This is a genomic window from Azospirillum sp. B2RO_4 (assembly GCF_051124815.1).
Classification (GTDB): domain Bacteria; phylum Pseudomonadota; class Alphaproteobacteria; order Azospirillales; family Azospirillaceae; genus Azospirillum.
Window position 1 is genome coordinate 649,725 of record NZ_CP118486.1, and the last position, 21,511, is coordinate 671,235.

General features: G+C 68.3%; 17 protein-coding genes. 11 read left to right on the forward strand and 6 right to left on the reverse strand.

Going from position 1 to position 21,511, the window contains the following annotated elements; all coding sequences use genetic code 11:
- Positions 1-557: 557 nt before the first annotated feature.
- The 11 genes from PWS46_RS16935 (at position 558) to PWS46_RS16985 (ending at position 13,658) form a co-directional block, all read left to right on the forward strand.
- On the forward strand, positions 558-1,394 hold the full coding sequence (locus tag PWS46_RS16935) for a helix-turn-helix domain-containing protein (protein ID WP_434620595.1): 837 nt from the start codon (positions 558-560) through the stop codon (positions 1,392-1,394).
- An 11-nt stretch (positions 1,395-1,405) separates the two neighbouring features.
- Positions 1,406-2,059 carry a hypothetical protein gene (locus PWS46_RS16940; RefSeq protein WP_434620598.1) on the forward strand — a complete coding sequence of 218 codons (654 nt, stop codon included), beginning with the start codon at positions 1,406-1,408 and terminating at the stop codon, positions 2,057-2,059.
- 82 nt (positions 2,060-2,141) lie between these two features.
- The gene (locus PWS46_RS16945; RefSeq protein ID WP_434620601.1) at positions 2,142-3,221 is read left to right on the forward strand and encodes a UV damage endonuclease UvsE; all 1,080 of its coding nucleotides are present in this window, start codon (positions 2,142-2,144) and stop codon (positions 3,219-3,221) included.
- A gap of 85 nt (positions 3,222-3,306) precedes the next feature.
- Entirely contained in the window at positions 3,307-4,875 is a 1,569-nt protein-coding gene (locus PWS46_RS16950) for a PAS domain S-box protein (RefSeq protein ID WP_434620604.1), read from the forward strand.
- A complete protein-coding gene (locus PWS46_RS16955) occupies positions 4,865-5,563 on the forward strand; it encodes a response regulator transcription factor (protein ID WP_434620607.1) in 699 nt (232 codons plus the stop codon). Before PWS46_RS16950 ends, PWS46_RS16955 begins: the two co-directional genes overlap by 11 nt.
- A 156-nt stretch (positions 5,564-5,719) precedes the next feature.
- Positions 5,720-6,130 (forward strand): response regulator transcription factor, encoded by a 411-nt coding sequence (locus tag PWS46_RS16960; RefSeq protein WP_434620610.1) that lies wholly within the window; start codon positions 5,720-5,722, stop codon positions 6,128-6,130.
- A 208-nt stretch (positions 6,131-6,338) separates the two neighbouring features.
- Complete coding sequence (locus PWS46_RS16965) at positions 6,339-7,076, forward strand: helix-turn-helix domain-containing protein (protein ID WP_434620613.1); 738 nt, start codon at positions 6,339-6,341, stop codon at positions 7,074-7,076.
- Positions 7,077-7,185: 109 nt separating this feature from the next.
- Entirely contained in the window at positions 7,186-9,843 is a 2,658-nt protein-coding gene (gene adhE / locus PWS46_RS16970; protein ID WP_434620616.1) for a bifunctional acetaldehyde-CoA/alcohol dehydrogenase, read from the forward strand.
- Between the two features lie 338 nt (positions 9,844-10,181).
- The gene (locus PWS46_RS16975) at positions 10,182-10,313 is read left to right on the forward strand and encodes a hypothetical protein (protein ID WP_434620619.1); all 132 of its coding nucleotides are present in this window, start codon (positions 10,182-10,184) and stop codon (positions 10,311-10,313) included.
- 49 nt (positions 10,314-10,362) lie between these two features.
- Positions 10,363-13,260 (forward strand): FAD-binding and (Fe-S)-binding domain-containing protein, encoded by a 2,898-nt coding sequence (locus PWS46_RS16980; protein WP_434620622.1) that lies wholly within the window; start codon positions 10,363-10,365, stop codon positions 13,258-13,260.
- Positions 13,261-13,280: 20 nt separating this feature from the next.
- Positions 13,281-13,658 (forward strand): sensory rhodopsin transducer, encoded by a 378-nt coding sequence (locus PWS46_RS16985; RefSeq protein WP_434620625.1) that lies wholly within the window; start codon positions 13,281-13,283, stop codon positions 13,656-13,658.
- Positions 13,659-13,834: 176 nt separating this feature from the next.
- Here PWS46_RS16985 and PWS46_RS16990 read toward each other — a convergent pair whose 3' ends face one another.
- From PWS46_RS16990 to PWS46_RS17015, 6 genes are all read right to left on the reverse strand, one after another.
- Positions 13,835-15,646, reverse strand: a complete 1,812-nt coding sequence (locus tag PWS46_RS16990) for a glycoside hydrolase family 15 protein (RefSeq protein ID WP_434620628.1) — start codon at positions 15,644-15,646, stop codon at positions 13,835-13,837.
- A 258-nt stretch (positions 15,647-15,904) separates the two neighbouring features.
- Positions 15,905-16,597, reverse strand: a complete 693-nt coding sequence (locus PWS46_RS16995; protein WP_434620631.1) for a TetR/AcrR family transcriptional regulator — start codon at positions 16,595-16,597, stop codon at positions 15,905-15,907.
- Positions 16,598-16,685: 88 nt separating this feature from the next.
- Positions 16,686-17,552 (reverse strand): sugar phosphate isomerase/epimerase family protein, encoded by an 867-nt coding sequence (locus tag PWS46_RS17000; RefSeq protein ID WP_434620634.1) that lies wholly within the window; start codon positions 17,550-17,552, stop codon positions 16,686-16,688.
- Entirely contained in the window at positions 17,552-18,712 is a 1,161-nt protein-coding gene (locus tag PWS46_RS17005) for a dihydrodipicolinate synthase family protein (protein ID WP_434620637.1), read from the reverse strand. Before PWS46_RS17005 ends, PWS46_RS17000 begins: the two co-directional genes overlap by 1 nt.
- 156 nt (positions 18,713-18,868) lie before the next feature.
- On the reverse strand, positions 18,869-20,020 hold the full coding sequence (locus PWS46_RS17010) for a Gfo/Idh/MocA family protein (protein WP_434620640.1): 1,152 nt from the start codon (positions 20,018-20,020) through the stop codon (positions 18,869-18,871).
- Entirely contained in the window at positions 20,017-21,396 is a 1,380-nt protein-coding gene (locus PWS46_RS17015) for a hypothetical protein (protein ID WP_434620643.1), read from the reverse strand. Before PWS46_RS17015 ends, PWS46_RS17010 begins: the two co-directional genes overlap by 4 nt.
- Between the last annotated feature and the right edge of the window lie 115 nt (positions 21,397-21,511).

Sequence of the window (21,511 nt, forward strand, 5' to 3'; positions counted from 1 at the left end):
AGCGGAACGGCAAAGCGCGAGCATATGGGACAGAGACTCGGAGCCCCCCATTCCCCCGCCGGCACGATGAAACGCGGGCAAATGGGACAGCCCGGATCGCAGCGGACTCCAAAACGCGAGCATTCGGGATACAAGCCCGACCGCATAAGCTGTGGCAACCGGGGCAAACGCGGGCAAATGGGACCGAATCTCCTCTCCATCCCGCGAGCCCACGCGACCATCCGCCCGCCCAACCGCGAGCAAGCGGGACAACCCGACCCCGCAAAACGCGGGCAAACGGGATCGAATCCGATTCGCAAGCCTGCCGCGGCCAAATGGGACTGCATCGCGACCAAAGGCGACAGAGGCGCGGGCTGATGGGACACAGCTGCGGGCGAAGGGGACACACCGGATTCGGTCCCATTTGCCCGCGATTCGACGCCCGCGCCGACCGGCGGAATCCTCCCGGCATGTTCACCGGCCGTCCAGTTGGACCACTCCAGCTGGCCGCCAGCCGGACCCGATGCTTTGCGGAGTTTCCCATGTCGCACCCGACACCACATCCGGCACCACATCCGATGGCCGGCCACCCCCTCGACAATCGCAGATGGGGCCGGATTCCGGCATGGTGGCTCGACCATCCCGTCCTCGACGCCGATGGGTTCGCCGTGTTGGCGGCGCTGGCCACCTTCGCCGACGAGGACGGCCTGTGCTGGCCGTCGCAATCGACGCTCGCCGCCAAGCTGAAGCGGTCGCGTCCCACCATCAACCGCATCATCCAGGGATTGAGCGACCTCGGGCTGGTCGGCATCGAGCATCGCCGCGGCCGTGACGGCGCCCGGCTGTCCTGCCTCTACCGCCTGCGCTTCACCCCGCCCGACGCAGAATTGCCGAATGCGGAATCGCAGGACGCCACCGCCGCGACCCGCCCTGTTCCGGCCGCCGACAGGCCTGTCCCAACGGACGACAGGGATGACTCGGCCACAAACACCCCCTGTCCGCCGGCGAGTCAGGAACAGGTCCATTCCAAACAGATTCCGGACTCGCACGCTTCAGGCGAGCCCACGGACACACGAGAGCGGGCACAGCAGGTTCCGGAGGACTGGATGCCGACCGCCGCCGACCTCGCCTGGGCCAAGGCCCGCCATGCCGACATCGACCTCGGCCGCCATGTCGAGGGCTTCATCCTGCGCTGCCGCGCCCATGGCTACCGCTACCGCGACGTCTCCTCGGCCTGGAGAGCCTGGCTGTCGCAGGACGCCGCCGTCGGCAAGGCCCCGGTGTCCCGCGACCGCTCGCCGATAACCGCGTCCAGCCGTCCGCCCGCTACCGCCACCGCCGCCGAACAGCGTCTCAACGCCTGGAGCGCCGCCGCCGCCGATCTGCGCCAGCGTTCCACCCCCTCCTGGTCCTGAAGGGAACGCCGATGACCGCAAGATCCAGACAGACCCGCTCCGGCAGCGCCACCGTCACCGCCCTATCACGCCCCCCCGCCTCGCCGGCCGCCGCCTTCGACCCGGCGCTGCCCGCTCCCCAGCGCCGGATCCGACTGACCGCCGCGCTGCCGCCGCCGCTTCAGGAGCTTCTGTCCCAAGGCCGCACCGACCGCCGCCCGCGTTTCGGCGAGGACGGCTTCGACGGCATGATCGAACAGTGGTCTCCCCCCGCCGGCGTCACCGCCGCGCAAGCCTCGCTCGCCCGCCAGACCCTGGAGGAGCTGTCCGCCACCGTGCTGGCCCCGGCCGACAGCGACCATCTGCTCGGCCGCGTCCTGACCCTGCTCAGCCATTTCCCGGCCAAGGGCCTGTCGCCGGAGGTGGAGCGGATGATGGCGCTCGACTGGGCCGACGATCTCGGCGAATACCCGGCCTGGGTGATCGACGCCGCCGCCCGCAACTGGCGCCGCAGCCGCAAATGGCGCCCTTCCATCGCCGAGATGCGCGCCTTGTGCGAGGAGATCTGTGCCCCCGAACGCGCCCTGGCCGACCGGCTGCAGGCCCTTGCCGACGCCGCCCCGCGCGAGGCGGCCGCCCCGGATCCGGGGGTATTGGCGACGGGAGCGCTGCGCCGCATGGGATGAGTCCGTTCAGGAAAGGCCCGCAGTGGAAGCCCCGGATCCGCGGTCCATATTAAGCGGCCCATCCGCTTCATCATGCCGCCCGATGCCCGACAGCTCCTCCCTGCCGCTCCCGTCCGCCGCCCGTTTCGGCTGGTGCTGCCAGTTTGTCCCGCCCGATGGCGACGCCGCCCTTGCCAAGCGCATGAATCCCGGCACCGTCACCATCGCGACGCTGAGCAGGCTGAGCCCCGCCCGTGCCGAGGAAAAGCTGACGGAGGTGCTGCGCCGCAACCTCCAGGCCCTGCACCTGCAGCTGGACGAGGTCGCCCGGCATCCGGCCTACCGCCGCCTGCTGCGCGTCAACAGTGGGCTGCTGCCGGTCTACACCCACGAGGTGGGACGGCCGCTCTACCGCCAGCCCGGCGTCCAGGCCCTGGTGCAAAGCGGGCTGGAACATGCCGGCCGCAAGGCGATGGAGGCGGACATCCGCATCGGGCTGCACCCGGACCAGTATTGCGTGCTGAACAGCGCCAACCCGGCCACCCTCGCCAATTCGGTGGCGGAGCTGGAATACCATGCCGACATCCTGCGGATGATGGGTCTGGCCGGCGGCTGGCACCCGCGGGGCTCGCACGTCAACATCCATGGCGGTGGGCGCGGGGAGGGGGTTGCCGGCTTCCGCCGCGGCCTCGCCCAGCTGTCGGAGGATGCCCGCAACCTGCTGACCGTCGAGAACGACGAGATGTCCTTCGGGCTGGACGACCTGCTGCCGTTGGCCGACGCGGTGCCGATCGTGCTCGACCTCCACCACCATTGGGTCCGCAGCCAGGGCGAGTATCTGCGCCCCGACGATCCGCGAATCGCCACCGTGATCGGCTCCTGGCGCGGGGTGCGGCCGGTCGCCCACATCAGCGTGTCGCGTGAGGATCTGCTGGCGGATTGGCCGGCCGACAGCCTGCCGGACTATGCCGCGCTGGCGGCGCGCGGGCTGACGACGAAGGATCTGCGCGCCCATTCCCAGCGCATGTGGAACCGCGCCGTCAACCGGCTGGTGGCCGACCACCTGTCCTGGGCCGATTTCGAGGTGGAGGCCAAGGCCAAGAACCTTGCCGTCGACGATCTCGAACAGGACGCCCTGCGCAGCGGTGCCGTGGCCGCCGCCGATGGCGCGCTCTCCCGATAGCCAGCCCCTTGATCGCTAGGCTTGACCCACGGTTGCACTCAACTACTCTGTGACTGAAGAAGGATGAAGGGTCGAGGGTTGGGACGTGGCCGATAACAACCGGAACCATAACCGGGAAGACAACCGGGGTGCCCTGTCGCAGTTGCAGGCGATGCTGGACACCGTGCCCGACGGGGTCGTCATCATCGACGGCCGTGGCCGGATCACGTCCTTCAACCCGGCCTGCGAACGGCTGTTCGGCTGGACGGCGGCGGAGGTCATTGGCCGCAACGTCAACGTCCTGATGCCGTCCCCCTATAGGGAGGAGCATGACGGCTATCTGGAGCGCTATCACCGCACCGGGGAACGGCGGATCATCGGCATCGGCCGTGAGGTGACCGGCCAGCGCAAGGACGGCTCCTGCTTCCCCATGGATCTGTCGATCGGCGAGGCGGCCCAGGACGGCGCCCCCGTCTATATCGGCATCATCCGCGACCTGACCGCCGCCAAACAGGCGGAGACGGCGCTGCGCGAGCGCGAGGCGCGGCTGACCTCCATTCTGCAGACGGTGCCGGAGGCCATCATCGTCATCGACGAGAAGGGGCTGATCGAATCCTTCAGCCCGGCGGCGGAACGGCTGTTCGGCTGGACGGCGGCGGAGGTCATCGGCCGCAACATCAACATGCTGATGCCCTCGCCCTACCGCGAGCAGCATGACGGTTATCTCGACCGCTACGAACGCACGGGCGAGCGCCGCATCATCGGCATCGGCCGCATCGTGTCGGGTCAGCGCCGCGACGGGTCGGTGTTCCCGATGGAGCTGGCGGTGGGGGAGGTGCTGCTCGCCGGACGGCGCTGCTTCACCGGCTTCGTTCGCGATCTGACCGAACGGCAGGCGACCGAACGGCGCCTGCAGGAACTGCAGTCGGAGCTTCTGCATGTCAGCCGGGTCAGCGCCATGGGCCAGATGGCCTCGACCCTGGCCCACGAGCTGAACCAGCCGCTGACCGCCGTCATCAACTACGCCAAGGCGGCCAAGCGGCTGATGGAGCGCCCGGAAACGGTGACCAAGGCGATGGACATGGTCGACAAGGCCAGTGCCCAGGCCACCCGCGCCGGCCAGATCATCCGCCACCTGCGCAGCTTCATCGAAAAGGGCCAGACCCACCGCTCCGTCGAACCGCTCAACAAGGTGGTGGAGGAGGCGAGCGCGCTGGCCCTGGTCGGCGCCAAGGAGCGCGGCCTGCATGTGCGCTTCGACTTCGACGCCGGCGATCCGCAGGTGCTGATCGACAAGGTGCAGGTCCAGCAGGTGATCCTCAACCTCGTCCGCAACGCCATCGAATCCATGGCCTCGGCCCAAAGCGAGCAGCGGGTGCTGACCGTCCGCACCGGCTCCGATCCGGACGATGCCGCCTTCCGCCGCGTCGCCGTCCTCGACACCGGTCCCGGCGTGCCGGAGACGGTGCGTGCACAGCTGTTCCAGCCCTTCGTCACCACCAAGACCAACGGCATGGGTCTGGGCCTGTCGATCTGCCGCTCGATCATCGAGGCGCATGGCGGCCGCCTGTGGCTGGAGCCGCCGGCCGAACCGCCGGCGACCGGCGCCGGGTTCGCCTTCACCGTTCCCTTATCCTCCCCCCAATCTGCGTCGGATGCCGACGATGCCAGCTGACGCCGCAACCGACATGACCGCCGACCTCACCGTCTTCATCGTCGACGACGACGACGCCATCCGCGATTCCCTGCAGATCCTTCTGGAGTGCGCCGGCTTCCAGGCGGAAAGCTTCTCCACCCCGCTGGCCTTCCTGGAGTCCGATGCCCCGTCGCGGCCGGGCTGCCTGCTGGTCGACGTCCGCATGCCGCAGATGAGCGGCCTCGACGTTCAGGAACGGCTGGCCCGCGACGGCCGCGCCATCCCGGTGGTGGTGATGACCGGCCATGGCGACGTGCCGCTCGCCGTGCGCGCCATGAAGGCGGGGGCGGTCGATTTCGTGGAAAAACCCTTCGAGGAGGACGCGCTGCTCGCCGCCGTCCGCTCCGCTTTGGCCCGCGCGGCGGAAAGCAGGACCCCGGCTGCTCCGCCGCCGTCCGCGGCCCCGGAGCAGCCGGCCCCGTCCCCCGCCGCCTCGGCCTCGCCGGAGGTGCTGGCCCGCCTCTCCGCCCTCACGCCGCGCGAACATGATGTTCTGCGCTGGCTGGTGGCCGGCAAGTCGAACAAGGTCATTGCGTTCGAGTTGTCGATCAGCCCGCGCACCGTGGAAATCCACCGGGCGCGGGTGATGGAAAAGATGCAGGCCGACAGCCTGCCGACCCTGGTGCGCATGGCGATCGCCGCCGGCGTGGTTCCCGGCGGCCTGTGATTGTCATCAAGTCTGATCCTCATCAAGCCTGATCTGCATCAAAAGCGCGCCGCATACGCATTGGTCCGTATATCGGCGCCCCCTGCCGCATTTTATCTTCCATGACGCGCCGCACCGTCGGCGCTGTTGTATCTGCATGGAAGTTCGGAGGCGGTCATGGATCATTTGGACAACGGGCCGGGCGGGATGCCGGGTGCCGGAATCGTCCACATCGTCGACGACGATGAGCCGGTCCGCGACTCCCTGAAGGCGCTGCTGGAAGCCTTCTCCTTCGATGTGCGGGACTTCTCGTCCTGCCGGGAATTCCTCGACGGCTATGACGGCAACCCCAAGGGATGCCTCGTTCTCGACCTGCACATGCCGGTGATGAGCGGGCTGGAGTTCCTGGAGCGCCATCGCGGCGACCTGCACGGAATGCCGGTCATCATGGTGTCCGGCCGCGGCGATCCCGCGACCTTCGCCCGCGCCAAGGAGGCCGGCGTGGTTGCCGTGCTGGAGAAGCCGTTCGACGAGGACCAGCTGATCGGCATGCTGAACGGCCTGATGCAGTCGCCGGCCGCGGCCTGAGTTCCGGCGGAATCATCTCCCTCTCCCGGGGCGGGGGAGGGCATCCATCCCGGCCCCATACGGTCCCTTATGTAAGTACACTTACCTACGCAAACTTCCTTAGGTACATCACCGAACTGCACAGCCCGGCGGGGGACAGCTAGCTTCTGGTCATCGGATGCACCCCGGAACAACCGGACCGCATCGCACCGTCAAGGTCGAGGTCGCCATGTCCACGCACGCCGCCATTGCCGCCCACGCCAACCGCGCCGTTCCTGGTTACCTGGTCTCCGCCCTGGCGATGTCCCCGGCCACCGGCCTGGGTGCCGTCCAGCCGCGCAACCCCGCCGACCCGCTCGTTGGCCTCGGCCATTCCAAGGTCTATGAGCGCGAAACCACGCTGTTCAGCGAAGGCGACGACGCCGGTTCGGTGTTCCGCGTGATGAGCGGCATGGTCCGCCTCTACAAGATGCTGCCAGACGGCCGGCGCCAGATCATCGGCTTCCTACAGGCCGGCGACATGATGGGTCTGGCCTTCGCCGCCCAGTATCTCTACACCGCCGAAACCGTGACGGCGACCACCATCCAGCGCATCCCGCGGCTGGAGCTGGACGCCCTGATGGATGCCCAGCCGGCCTTCGCCCGCAAGCTGCTGTCGGCCACCACGTCCGAGCTGATGGCGGCGCAGGACCAGATGGTTCTGCTCGGCCGCAAGACCGCCGCCGAGAAGGTCGCCACCTTCCTGCTGCGCCTCAGCGACCGCAAGAATGGCGGCAAGGGAGATGACCGCACCATCGACCTGCCGATGGGCCGCAGCGACATCGCCGACCATCTCGGCCTGACCACCGAAACCGTGTCGCGCACCCTGACCAAGCTGAAGTCGACCCGCCTGATCCGCATCCTCGTCGGCGGCAAGCTGGACCTGCTGGACCGCGACGCCCTGGCCGACCTCGCCGGCGGCTTCTGACCCTTATCGCTTCTTTTCAAAATTCTGGCTGCGCACCGAACGCTTCAGCGTTTCGGAGCGCAGCGGCGCGCCCGAACGGCGCCCTCCGGACAGCAAGTGGATGATGACCATGACCGTCACGACCCTTTCCGACCTGAACGCCCTGATCGCCCGGGTGAAGGCGGCGCAGGCGCGCTTCGCCGACTACCCGCAGGAGAAGGTCGACCTGATCTTCCGCAGCGCGGCGCTCGCCGCCGCCAATGCCCGCATCCCGCTCGCCAAGATGGCGGTGGCGGAGACCGGCATGGGCGTGATGGAGGACAAGGTCATCAAGAACCACTTCGCCGCCGAATACATCTACAACAAGTACAAGGACGAGAAGACCTGCGGCGTCCTCTCCGAGGATCACGACGGCGGCATCCTCACCATCGCCGAGCCGGTCGGCCTGATCTGCGGCATCGTCCCCACCACCAACCCGACCTCCACCGCCATCTTCAAGGCGCTGATCGCGCTGAAGACCCGCAACGGCCTGGTCCTCTCCCCCCATCCCCGCGCCCGCAAATCGACCTGCGAGGCCGCCCGCCTGGTGCTCGCCGCCGCGGTCGAGGCCGGCGCCCCCGACGACATCATCGGCTGGATCGACGAGCCCTCGCTGGAACTGTCCAACGCCGTCATGCACCATCCCGACATCAACCTGATCCTCGCTACCGGCGGGCCGGGCATGGTCAAGGCCGCCTATTCCTCCGGCAAGCCCGCCATCGGCGTCGGCGCCGGCAACACCCCGGCCGTCATCGACGAGTTCGCCGACATCAAGCGCGCCGTCGCCTCGATCCTGATGTCCAAGACCTTCGACAACGGCGTGGTCTGCGCGTCCGAACAGTCGGCGGTGGTGGTCGATGCCGTCTATGACGCCGTGCGCGACCGCTTCGCCCACCATGGCGGCTACATCCTGTCGGCCCGCGAGGCCGACGCCGTGCGCAAGGTCCTGCTGACCGACGGCCATCTGAATGCCGACATCGTCGGCCAGCCGGCCCACGCCATCGCCGCCATGGCCGGCCTGACCGTCCCCCACGCCACCAAGGTGCTGATCGCCGAGGTCACCGACATCGCCGACAGCGAACCCTTCGCCCACGAGAAGCTGTCGCCGACCCTGGCGCTCTACCGCGCCAAGGACTTCATGGAAGCCTGCGACAAGGCCGCCGCGCTGGTCGCGCTGGGCGGCATCGGCCACACCTCGGCGCTCTACACCGACCAGGACCAGCAGGCCGACCGCATCCGCCATTTCGGCGATAGGATGAAGACCGCCCGCATCCTGATCAACACGCCGTCGTCGCATGGCGGCATCGGCGACCTCTACAACTTCCGCCTCGCCCCGTCGCTGACGCTGGGCTGCGGCTCCTGGGGCGGCAACTCGATCTCGGAGAATGTTGGGCCGCAGCACCTGATCAACAAGAAGACGGTGGCGAAGAGGGCGGAGAACATGCTGTGGCACAAGCTGCCCAAGTCGATCTATTTCCGCCGCGGCTGCCTGCCTTTCGCGCTTGAGGAACTGCGCGGCAAGAAGCGCTGCCTGATCGTCACCGACCGCTTCCTGTTCGAGAACGGCCATGTCAACGACAGCGTCCGCGTGCTGAAATCGCTGGGTCTGGAGGTCGAGACCTTCTTCGAGGTCAGCGCCGACCCGACGCTGGCGGTGGTGCGCAAGGGTGTGGCTCTGGCGAATGCCTTCCAGCCCGACGTGATCCTGGCGCTTGGCGGCGGCTCGCCGATGGATGCGGCGAAGATCATCTGGGTGATGTACGAGGCGCCCGAGGTGGCCTTCGAGGACCTCGCCCTGCGCTTCATGGACATCCGCAAGCGCATCTACACCTTCCCCAAGCTGGGGGTGAAGGCGCAGCTGGTGGCGGTGCCGACCACGTCGGGGACGGGATCGGAGGTGACGCCCTTCGCCGTGGTCACCGACGAGCGCACCGGCACCAAGTATCCGATCGCCGATTACGAGCTGACGCCGACGCTGGCGATCGTCGATGCCAATCTGGTGATGGACATGCCCAAGGGTCTGACCGCGGCCGGCGGGATCGACGCGGTGACCCATGCGCTGGAGGCTTACGTCTCGGTGGTGGCGAACGAGTACAGCGACGGTCAGGCGTTGCAGGCTCTGAAACTGCTGAAGGAGAACCTGCCCTCGGCCTACCGCAACGGGGCTCAGGACCCGAAGGCGCGGGAGCTGGTGCACAATGCGGCGACGCTAGCCGGCATCGCCTTCGCCAACGCCTTCCTCGGCGTCTGCCATTCGATGGCGCACAAGCTGGGGGCAGAGTTCCACCTGCCGCACGGCATCGCCAACGCGCTGCTGATCGCCAACGTGATCCGCTACAACGCGGCGGACATCCCGACCAAGCAGACGGCCTTCAGCCAGTATGACCGGCCCAAGGGCGTGGCCCGCTACGCGCAGATCGCCCGGCACCTGGAGTTGGGCGGCAGCCGCGACCATGAGCGGGTGGAAAAGCTGATCCAATGGGTCGAGGAGATGAAGCGGGCGCTGGAGATCCCGGCCTCGATCCAGGCGGCTGGGGTGCCGGAGGCGGCGTTCCTGGCGCGGGTCGACGCAATTGCCGAGGCCGCCTTCGACGACCAATGCACCGGCGCCAACCCGCGCTATCCGCTGGTCGCCGAGATCAGGCAACTGCTGCTCGACAGCTACTATGGCCGCGCTTATGCCGAGGCGGAAGCCGACCATACGGCGGCGCTGAGCGTCGTCGCCCAGACCAAGACCGCCGCCGAATAACCGGCCACGCTGTCATAGTTGCCAAGCATCGGGGGACCGTCGGGTCGGGAGCGCAGGCTCCCGGGCCGGGCGGTCCCCAATTGCGTTCCGGCCGCAGCTTCACATCGGCTCTCATCCTGAGCCTCTCTCGGCCGTCATTCCCGCAAAGGCGGGAATCCAGCCGTCTCAGCAGCTGATCCGCAGAGTTTTCTGGATCCCCGCCTTCGCGGGGATGACGGGTTTTCAGGCGTAGACTCAGATTTGCGACATGCGTTTTTGCCGATGGGAACCCAATCGCATCCGGTGAGTTGACCCGCCAGCCCGGCACCCGATCTGCCGGCACCACCCCGAGGTCGACGATGCGCCCGCAGGCACCCATAGACGAAATCGGCGTCGAGGCCTTCAAGATCCCGAGCGACCGGCCCGAGGCCGACGCCACCCGCTGCGGCATCACCGGCTTCCTCGCCGCCGCCGCGCTGGCGGAGTCCTAAACCGTGCCGCTCTCCGCGCATACCGCCCCGACGCCGAGAGGTTTCGTCTATGAGCAAAATCGACGTGCCGGCGCTGGTCGCCGCACTGAACAGCCGGGTGAACGGCGAGATCCGCTTCGGCGACGGCGACCGCGCGCTCTACGCCACCGATTCCTCCAATTACCGTGAAGTTCCCATCGGCCTCGTCGTCCCCTTCGACGTGGAGGCGCTGGCCGAGGCGGTGCGGGTCTGCCAAGAGTTCGGCGTGCCGATCACGCAGCGCGGCGGCGGGACGGCGCTGGCCGGCCAGACCACCAATTACACGGTCATCATCGACAGTTCCAAATACTGCAACCGCTTCCTCGCCATCGACCTCGACCGCCGTCTCGCCACCGTCGAGCCGGGCATCACGCTGGACGAGGTGCAGAAGCGCTGCCGGCCGCACGGGCTGCGCTTCGGCCCCGACCCCTCGACGCATGACCACAATTCCATCGGCGGCATGATCGGCAACAACTCCGCCGGGCCTCACTCCGTCGTCGCCGGGGTGACCAGCCACAATGTCGAGAGCATGGAGATCGTCACCTATGACGGGCTGCGCCTGACCGTCGGCTGGACGACCGAGGCGGAGATGGACCGCATCATCGCCGAGGGCGGCCGCAAGGGCGAAATCCACAAGCAACTGAAAGACCTGCGCGACCGCTACGCCGGCGAGATCCGCCGCATCTACCCGAAGATCCCGCGCCGCGTCTCCGGCTTCAACCTGGATTCGCTGCTGCCCGACGGGAACGGCCGCATCAACCTCGCCCGCGCCCTGGTCGGCAGCGAGGGCACCTGCGTCACCGTCCTGCGCGCCACGCTGAACCTGATCCCCGATCCGCCGTCGAAGGTGGTTCTGGTCGTCGGTTTCGAAAGCGTCTGCCATGCCGCCGACGCCGCCTGCGACGTCCGCAGCTTCGGCCCCGACGCCATCGAGGGGGTGGACGAGCGCCTGACCGACTTCATGCGCAAGAAGCACCTGCATGTGGACGACCTCAAGCTTCTGCCCGACGGCCCGTCCTGGCTGTTCGTCGAGTTCGGCGGCGACAGCCGGGACGAGGCCGTCGCCAAGGCCCGCCGCCTTGAGGATCATCTGCGCGGCCGGCCCCACGTCCACGACATGCGCCTCGTCGCCGATCCTCACGAGCAGGGCCGGCTGTGGAAGGTGCGCGAATCCGGTCTCGGCGCCACCGCCTGGGTGCCGGGGGAGAAGCACGACACCTGGCCGGGCTGGGAGGATTCCGCGGTGGCGCCCGAAAATCTCGGCGCCTACATGCGCGACCTGCTGAAGCTCTACGACGATTACGGCTACAAGCCGGCGCTCTACGGCCATTTCGGCGACGGGCTGATCCATTGCCGCGTCGGCTTCGGCCTGCACACACAGGAAGAGGTCGACACCTTCCGCCGCTTCCTGACCGACGCGGCCCATCTGGTGGTGCGCCATGGCGGCACCCTGTCCGGCGAGCATGGCGACGGGCAGGCGCGGGCGGAACTGCTGCCGATCATGTTCGGCGACGACCTCGTGCGGGCCTTCGCCGAGTTCAAGGCGATCTGGGATCCGGACAACCGCATGAACCCGCACAAGGTCGTGCATCCCTACGCCGCCGACAGCCAGCTGCGCCTCGGCCCGCGCTTCAAGCCGCCGCATCTGGAGAGCGTCTTCACCTACCCGGAGGACGGCGGGTCGCTCACCCACGCGCTGCTGCGCTGCGTCGGCGTCGGCAAATGCCGGCGGCACGAGGGCGGCACCATGTGCCCCAGCTTCCGCGCCACGCGGGAGGAGCGTCATTCGACCCGTGGCCGCGCCCGCCTGCTGCAGGAGATGCTGCAGGGCGACCCGCTCGGCGACGGCTGGCGCGACGAGACGATCCACGACGCGCTGCACCTGTGCCTGGGCTGCAAGGGCTGCAAGGCCGATTGCCCGGTCAATGTCGACATGGCGACCTACAAGGCGGAGTTCCTGCACCACCATTACCAGCACCGCCCCCGCCCGCGCGCGGCCTGGAGCATGGGGCTGATCCATCGCTGGGCGCGCCTGCTGGCTCCGGTGTGGTGGGCGCCCAACTTCGCCACCCAGACGCCGGTGTTCGGCCGCCTTTCCCGCGCGGCGGCGGGCATCGCCCCGCAGCGCCCGGTCCCGGCCTTCGCCGCCAAGACCTTCCGCCGCTCCTGGACGGCCCCGCCGAACCGCGGCCGGCCGCCGGTGGTGCTGTGGACCGACAGCTTCAACAACCACTTCACGCCGGAGCCGCTGTTCGCCGCCGCCGAGGTGCTGGACGCCGCCGGCTACGCCGTCACCATCCCGCGCAGGAACCTGTGCTGCGGCCGGCCCTATTACGATTTCGGCCGGCTGGACGAGGCCAGGAGCACCTTGAAACAGACCATGGCCGGCCTGCGCCGTGAACTGGACGCCGGCGCCTATGTCGTCGGCGTCGAGCCGAGCTGCCTGTCGGTCTTCCGCGACGAGCTGCCCAACCTGTTCCCCGACGATCCGGAGGCGAAGCGCCTCTCCGGCCGCAGCATGCTGCTGGCCGAATTTCTGGAAAAGGTGGCCCATTTCGACCCGCCCAAACTGTCCGGCAAGGCGCTGGTGCATGGGCACTGCCATCACAAGGCGGTGTTCGGCATGGGCTGCGACGCGGCGCAGATCCGCAAGAGCGGCCTCGACGCCCGCATCCTCGACGACGGCTGCTGCGGCATGGCCGGCGCCTTCGGCTACGAGGAGGACAAGTATCGGGTCTCGCTGGCGATCTTCGACCAGGGGCTGGGCGCCACGCTGCGGCAGGCATCCCCCGACACCCTGCTGATCGCCGACGGCTTTTCCTGCCGTGAGCAGGTGGAGCAGCTGACCGGACGGCGGGCGCGGACACTGGCGGAGGTCTGGCGCGACGCCCTGCGCCACCGCACCTCGCACGACCCCGCCGGCAAATGACCCGAACTCAGGAGACAGCTATGGCCAAGGCACCGATCGGACACACCCGCTGGGCCATCGCCGACAACTACATTCCGGCCTGGAGCCACGGCCCCGAACCCGAACTGGCGAGCCACGAGGGGCTGTCGATTCTCAACACCGGCGACCGCGAGGTGGAGCTGCGGATCACCCTCTATTTCACCGACCGCGAGCCGGCCGGGCCGTACCGGGTGAAGGTCGGCGCCCGCCGCACCAATCACGTCCGCATAAACCTGCTCGACGACCCCGAGCCGGTCCCGCTCGGCCAGCCCTTTTCCACGCTTGTCGAGGCCGACGGGCCGGTGGTGGTGCAGTTGACCCGTCTCGACAGCCGGCAGGCGGAAAACGCCCTGCTCAGCGTCATCGCCTTCGCCGGCTGAAAATCTCCCTCTCCCTCTCTCCCCCTCTCCCCCCTGGGGAGAGGGTCGGGGTGAGGGGGATGCACAGCGTGGCTGTCCCGAGAATCCTTGCCCTGCGACCCCCTCACCCTAACCCTCTCCCCGGGGGGGAGAGGGGACTTCTCCTACGCCTCCAAAAACTCACAACCTCCGGCCGATCACGCACCGCCACCGCTTTCGCCGTTGGAGCGCTGCTTGGCCGCCTGGGCGTTGCGGCTCAGGTTGAAGGCGGAGTTGACCAGCGCAATGTGGGAGAAGGCCTGCGGGAAATTCCCGACCAGCCGCCCGGCCTTCGCGTCATACTCTTCCGACAGCAGGCCCAGATCGTTGCGCAGGGCCAGCAGCCGCTCGAACAGCGCCTCCGCCTCGTCATGACGGCCTTGCAGGACGAAGGCATCCACCAGCCAGAAGCTGCAGGCCAGGAAACTGCCCTCGCCGGGCGGCAGCCCGTCTTCGACCCGCCCGGTGTCGTAGCGCTGGACGAAGCCGTCCTTCAGCAGCTGGCGCTCGACCGCCGCCACCGTGCCGGCGATGCGCGGATCATGCGCCGGCAGGAAACCCACCACCGGCAGAAGCAGCAGCGACGCATCGACCAGCTTGCTGCCATAGGACTGGACGAAACTCCCCAATTCCCGGTCATAGCCGTTGGCGCACACATCCTGATGGATGCGCCGGCGCAGATCCTTCCAGCGCTCGACCGGCCCTTCCATGCCGAAATGCTCGGCGCTCTTGATGGCGCGGTCGGCCGCCACCCAGGCCATCACCTTGGAGAAGGTGAAGGGCTGCCGCCCGCCGCGGGTTTCCCAGATGCCCTCGTCCGGCTGGTCCCACACCGTCTCCAGATGGGCCAGCAGCGACCGCTGAAGCTGCCAGCCCGCCTCGTTGGCGCCCAGCCCGCCGCGCCGCGCCTGATGCAGGGCATCCATCAGCTCGCCATAGACGTCGAGCTGGAGCTGCGAGGATGCGGCATTGCCGATGCGCACCGGCCGGGCGCCCTCATAGCCAGGCAGCCAGTCGGCTTCCCACTCCAGCAGCCGGCGCTCGCCCGCAATGCCATACATGATCTGCAACTGTTCCGGCCGGCCGGCGGTGGCGCGCAGCAGCCAGCCGCGCCAAGCGTTGGCCTCCTCGTAAAAGCCGGCGTTCATCAGCGCCTGCAGCGTGAAGGTCGAATCCCTCAGCCAGCAGAAGCGATAATCCCAATTGCGGATGCCGCCCAACTGTTCGGGCAGCGAGGCGGTCGCCGCGGCGACGATGCCGCCGGTCGGCAGGTAGGTCAGCGCCTTCAAGGTCACCAGCGAGCGCCGCACCGCATCCGCCCAGGGGCCGTCGTAGTTGCAGTGGCCGATCCAGTCCTGCCAGAACCGCTCGGTGTCGCGAAGCGCCTGTTCCGCATCCACCGGGTCGGGGATCGGATCGCAGGAGGGGGCGTAGGTCAGCACGAAGGGTACACGGTCGCCCTCCTCGACGGTGAAATCGCCGACGGTGGTCAGATTCCGACCGCACAGCTCGACCGGCGTGCGCAGATGCAGCATGTCCGGCCCGGCGATGGCACGCAGCGTGCCGTCCTCCAGATGCGTCACCCACGGCACGGCGCAACCATAGCCGAAGCGGATGACCAGTTCTGTCCGCATCACGACGCGGCCCCGGCGCCCGACGACGATCCGCACCACGTCCGATGCCTGATCCCGTGGCGGCATGAAGTCGATGACGGTCACCGCCCCGTCGGCGGTCTCGAAATCGGTCTCCAAAATCAGCGTGTCGCCGCGATAGCGCCGCGTGATCCGGACATCGGCGTCGGCCGGCGCGATCAGCCAGCGGCCATGTTCCGGCGTGCCCAGCAAGGCGGCGAAGCACGCATCGGAATCGAACCGCGGCCAGCACAGCCAGTCGATGGACCCTTCACGCGACACCAGCGCCGCCGTTTCGCAGTCGCCGAGCAGGGCGTAATCCTCGATCCGCGAAGCCATTCCCTCTCCCTTCCGTCAGCGCCCCCGTCATGTCCAACCGACCGCAGCGCTTCCGGTTCCCGCAACAATGGTGGTCAGGGCCGCAGGGTAATCGCCTATGGCAATTGTGATCCTACACAAGGAAGCACGTCATTCCCGCGAAGGCGGGAATCCAGCCGTTTCAGTCGCTTTGCACGACGGTTTCCTGGATCCCCGCCTTCGCGGGGATGACGGAAGTCCTTTTGTGGGATTCTGGATTCCATATGCGATTGCCTTGCGTCAGGGCCGCAGGGACTGCAGCACCAGCTCCACCATATGGGCCAGCCGTTCCTCCTTCGCAGGGTCGGCCAGCAGGTCGCGGCCGAAGATCACCGACAGGGTGTGGACGTTGGAGAGGTAGAAGTAGGACAGCCCGGCGATGGAGATGTAGAGCTGCACCGGATCGACCCCGGCGCGGAACACCCCCTGTTTCACCCCGCGCGCCAGCACGTCGGCGATCATCTGCACGAAGGGGGAGTGCATCGACTGCACCTGCCCGGAATTCTTCAGCAGTTCGGCCCGGTGCAGATTCTCGATGTTCAGCAGGGCCATGAATTCGGGATGGTCGATAAAATACTGCCAGGTGAAGCCGATCAGCCGGGCGATGGCGTCGGGCGGCGCCAGCTTGTCGAGGTTCAGCGTGCGCTCGGTCTCGCGGATGTGGGCATAGGCGTCCTCCAGGACCGCCAGATACAGCTCCTCCTTGTTGCCGACATGGTAATAGAGCATGCGCTTGTTGGTGCCGGCCTGCTCGGCGATGCGGTCGACGCGGGCGCCGCCCAGCCCATAGCGCGCGAACTCTTCCGTCGCCGCGGCCATGATGCGCGCCCGCGTGCCCTCCGGATCGCGGGTCGCCTTGGCCGGCGCGGTTGGGGCAGGGGCGGGGTTGGGAGAAGGCGGCACCGGTTCGGGTGCGTCGGTCAGGCTGTCCATGCGGGAAGCCGGCTCCTGCGGTCCGGGGTAGGGGGGTGGCTGCCCCCCATGGTAGAGCGTCGGCCGGAAATTTCAAACCAGGGCGATGTCAAACCACGCTGCGGTGCCTTTCGATGCAGGTGTCCAGCACCTCGCCCATCGGCTTTTCCCACCAGTTGCCTTGCGAGAAGATCTCCACCTCCGAATAGCTGGCGAAACCGCACTCCTCGACCCACCCGCGGATGCGTGGGATGTCGATGATGCCGTCGCCCATCATGCCGCGGTCGAGCAGCAGGTCGCTGGTCGGCACCAGCCAGTCGCAGACATGGAAGGCCAGCAGCCGCTCTCTGCCGGCACGGCGGATCTGCGCCTCCAGGTCCGGGTCCCACCAGACATGGTAGACGTCGACCGCCACCCCCAGCGCCCCCGAACCAACCGGGTCCAGCCGGTCGCAAATGTCCAGCGCATGCGCCATCGTGTTCACGCAGGCGCGGTCGGCCGCATACATCGGGTGCAGCGGCTCGATCGCCAGCGGCATGCCCGCCTTGCGGGCATAGTCCAGCAGTTCGGCGATGCCGTCCTCCACCTGCGACCGCGCCAGCGCGATGTCCCTGCTGACCGCCGATCCGGGGCGGGAGAATTGCGGCAACCCGCCGACCACCAGCACGAGGCAGGCCGCCCCCAGCGCCGCCGCCTCGTCCACCGCGCGGCGGTTGTCGTCGCGCACCTCCGCCGCCTTGGACGGGTCGGCCGGGAACATGCCGCCGCGGCAATAGCCGGACAGCGCCAGTTCCCCCGCCCGCACCGCCCGCAGCGTGGCGTCGAGCCCGACCGCCGCCACCTGATCGCGCCAGGGCGAAACGGCGCGGATGCCGCGCCGGGTGCAGGCGTCGAGGATCTCCACCAAGTTGCCCTGCTTGCGCACCGTGGCGGTGTTGATCGACAGCCAGCGGTGATCGCCTGTGAAGTCGCGCATCACGAAATCCCCCTTACTGCCAGAACCGCCGCCATCCGCTGCGCCGCCCGTTCCGGATCGGACAGCAGCCCGGCCTTGTCGGCCAGCCGGAACAGCTCGGCCAGATGCAGGGTGGACCGTGTGCTTTCCTGCCCGCCGACCATGGTGAAATGGTCCTGATGGCCGTTCAGATAGGCCATGAACACCACGCCGGTCTTATAGAAGCGGGTCGGCGCCTTGAAGATGTGGCGCGACAGCGGCACGGTGGGGGCGAGGATGTCGTGGAACGCCGCCTCGTCGCCGTCGGCCAGATGGGCCAGCGCGGATGCTGCGGCGGGCGCGATGGCGTCGAAGATCCCCAGCAGCGCGTCGGAGTGATGCTGCCCATCGCCGGCGATCAGCTCCGCATAATTGAAATCGTCCCCCGTATACATGCGCACGCCCTCCGGCAGGCGCCGCCGCATGACGATCTCCTTGTCCTTGTCGAGCAGCGAGATCTTGATGCCGTCCACCTTGGGTGCGAAATCGCCGATGATCGACAGCGCGGTGTCCATCGCCGCGTCGATATCGCTCGTCCCCCAATATCCCGCCAGCGCCGGGTCGAACATGTCGCCCAACCAATGCAGGATCACCGGCTGTTTCACCTGCGACAGGATGCGGCCATAGACGCGGACGTAATCCTCCGGCCCCTTCGCCACGCGGGCCAGCGCGCGCGACGCCATCAGGATGATGCGGCCGTCCAACGCCTCGATGGCCTCGATCTGCTCCTCATAGGCGCGGATGACGTCGTCGACGCCGCGGGCGTTCTCCGGCGGCAGATGATCGGTGCCGGCGCCGCAGGCGATGACCCCGCCGCGCGCCTTGGCCGCCGATTGCGACCGCCGGATCAGCTCCAGCGAGGTCGGCCAGTCCAGCCCCATGCCGCGCTGCGCCGTGTCCATCGCCTCGGCGACGCCGAGGCCGAGGTCCCACAGATGCTCGCGGAAGGCGATGGTGCGGTCCCAGTCGATGGCCGGCGCCAGCCACGGATCGCAGTCGGCCAGCGGGTCGGCGACCATATGGGCGGCGGCGAAGGCGACGCGGGTCAGCGGCCGGTCGGTGCGCGCGGGAAAGCCGCGCGGCGGGGCGAGCGTATAGCTCTCGATGCTGCGGTCGGCGCGGGGAAGGCGGATGGTCGGCATGGCTCGGAATTCCTGACTGTGAGTACCGCCACTTGCCCCCACCCCAACCCTCCCCCGCTGGGCGGGGGAGGGGGTAGGTGCTTGTTCGGGGGGCAGCGGCAGTCCCTCCCCCGCCCAGCGGGGGAGGTTAGGTGGGGGTCTAACGCAGCCGAAGCCTCACCCCTCGATGGACGGCACATCGACCCAGCGGCGTTCGCGCCAGCTCTGCAGCGCGCATTCCACCAGCTGGACGCCCTTGGCACCTTCGATGAGGCCATGGCGGTAGGGCGCATCCTCCACCACATGGCGGATGAAGGACTCCCACTGCACCTTGAAGCCGTTGTCGAACACGGCGTTGTCGGGCACCGGCTGCCAGGTGTCGTAGAAGTCGATGGTCTGCTTCTGGTCGGGGTTCCACACCGGGCGCGGCGTGCCCTGGCGCGGCTGGATCACGCAGTCGGTCAGGCCGGCCACCGCCGAGCCGTTGGTGCCGTCGACCTGGAAGGTCACCAGATCGTCGCGATAGACCCGCGTGCACCAGGACGAGTTGATGGTGGCGATCACCCCGCCCTCAAGCTCGAACATCGCATAGGCGGCGTCGTCGGCGGTGGCCTTGTAGGGCTTGCCCTTCTCGTCCCAGCGCTCCGGGATGTGGGTGGCGCCCAGGCACGAGATGCTCTTCACCTTCCCGAACAGGTTGTCGAGCACGTAACGCCAGTGGCAGATCATGTCGAGGATGATGCCGCCGCCGTCCTCGTCCCGGTAATTCCAGGACGGACGCTGCGCCGGCTGCCAGTCGCCCTCGAACACCCAATAGCCGAACTCGCCGCGCACCGACAGCATGCGGCCGAAGAAGCCGCTGTCGCGCAGCATCCGCAGCTTCTCCAGGCCGGGCAGGAACAGCTTGTCCTGCACCGTGCCGTTCTTCACCCCGGCCTCCTCCGCCAGCCGGACGACGCGCAGCGCCTCGTCCAGGTTGGTGGCGATCGGCTTCTCGCAATAGACATGCTTGCCGGCGCGGATCGCCTTTTCCAGCAGGGTGGGGCGCATCTGCGTGGTGCCGGCGTCGAAGAAGATCACGTCGTCCGGGTTTTCCAGCGCGGCGTCGATGTTGTCGCTCCAGCGCTCGATGCCGTGGCGGCGGGCCAGCTCCTGCATCTTCTCGGCATTGCGGCCGACGATGATCGGGTCGGGCATGACGCGCGAGCCGTCGGAGAGGGTGACGCCGCCCTGGGCGCGGATCGCCAGGATCGAGCGGATCAGGTGCTGGTTCATGCCCATCCGCCCGGTGACGCCGTGCATGATGAGGCCAAGGCGCTTGGTGCTCATGGGTGGACTCCTTCGGAAAGCGCTGATGTCGGTTTTGAAAGGGGTGACAGGCCGGACCAGTCGGGGCCGGCCCCAAAATCTGCCGCATGTGCGTATCCGGGGCCGGACAGCGGCGCCGTCGCCAGCCGCCCGGCACCGGTGGCGAGCCGCACCGTGCCGTCGGCGCCGCGCTCGTAGAAACCGGGATGGGCGTCGAGGAAGGCCGCGCCCTCGGCCTCGCTGCCGAACCCTTCGCCATACTGGTGCCCGTTGCGTTCGGCATGCGGAATGCCGAGAAAGGCGACCAGCGCCGTGTCCTGCTGCACCGACAGCCCGGCCTGACAGGTCAGATCCTCGGCGGAGATGAAGTGCGGCGGCCCCCACGCCGCGCAGCGGGCGCGGTTGAGCATCGCCTTGTACAGGCCCTTGCAGGACTTCGACGACACCCCGCGATAGCCCAGGACGCGGGCCTGCGGAAAGGCGTCATAGCCGTCGTCGGATTCGTCGATGATGACCGCCACCCGCTCCGCCACCGCGCCCAGCGGCCGGGCGAGCGCCGCCTCCCGCGCGATCGGCTGTTCCAGATAGGCGAGCGCCCTGCGGAAACCGGCGAGGGCAGGGGACGCGTCGATGCGGTCGAGCAGTTCCGCCACATGGTCCGCATCGCGATACTGCTCGTTGCCGTCCAGTGTGGTGCGGTAGCCGGGAACGGCCGTCTCCAGCACCGCCGCCAGTTCCGTCAGCCGCTCGACATCGGCGGACACGTCGCCGCCCAGCTTGATCTTGAACCAGCGCAGATGCGTGCGCCTTGCCAAATCCTCCGGCTTGTCGAGCAGGCCGACCGTGTGCCGCAGCTCCACCTCGCCAAGCGGAGAGAGGCCGCGAAGAAACCCGTCGAGATCGAAGCCGCCGAGATCGGGCGCCAGCCGCGCGTCCAGCCCGGCGGCATTGGCGCCCAGCCCCTGAAACGCGTTCAACCCCAGCACCCGCAACAGCCCGTCCAGCACCGCCTTGTCGATCTGCGCCGGCCCGAAGGCGGCGGCGAGTTTCGGCTCCATCCTCGGCGTGAAGGCGGCGTGATGCCCGAAGGCGGTGTCGAGCCGTCCGTCCGCCAGATACCCCTCCCGCGCCTCGACCAGCGAGCGGCGCAGGCCGTCCACCGTGTCGGCCGGGCTGCGATCCGGGCGCTTGTCGAACCATTTCGGCATCATCATCTCGGCCGCCGCCCCCCAGGCCTCGCCTTTTCCCTCCACTCCAATCAGGGCGCGGACGAAAGCCTGCGGGGCGGCCTCCACCGTCACCGCGCCGAAGCGGAACGGCTTCACGAAACGGACGGGCCGCTCGTACAGCTCGATGGCGCGGATGCGGAGACGGGGGGCGGCCGGGGCGACGGACATGGTGAGAATCTTTCAGTACGTTCTCGGCCGTCATTCCCGCGAAGGCGGGAATCCAGCCTGCGCAGCGATTCAACTGCGAAGTCGCCTGGATCCCCGCCTTCGCGGGGATGACGCA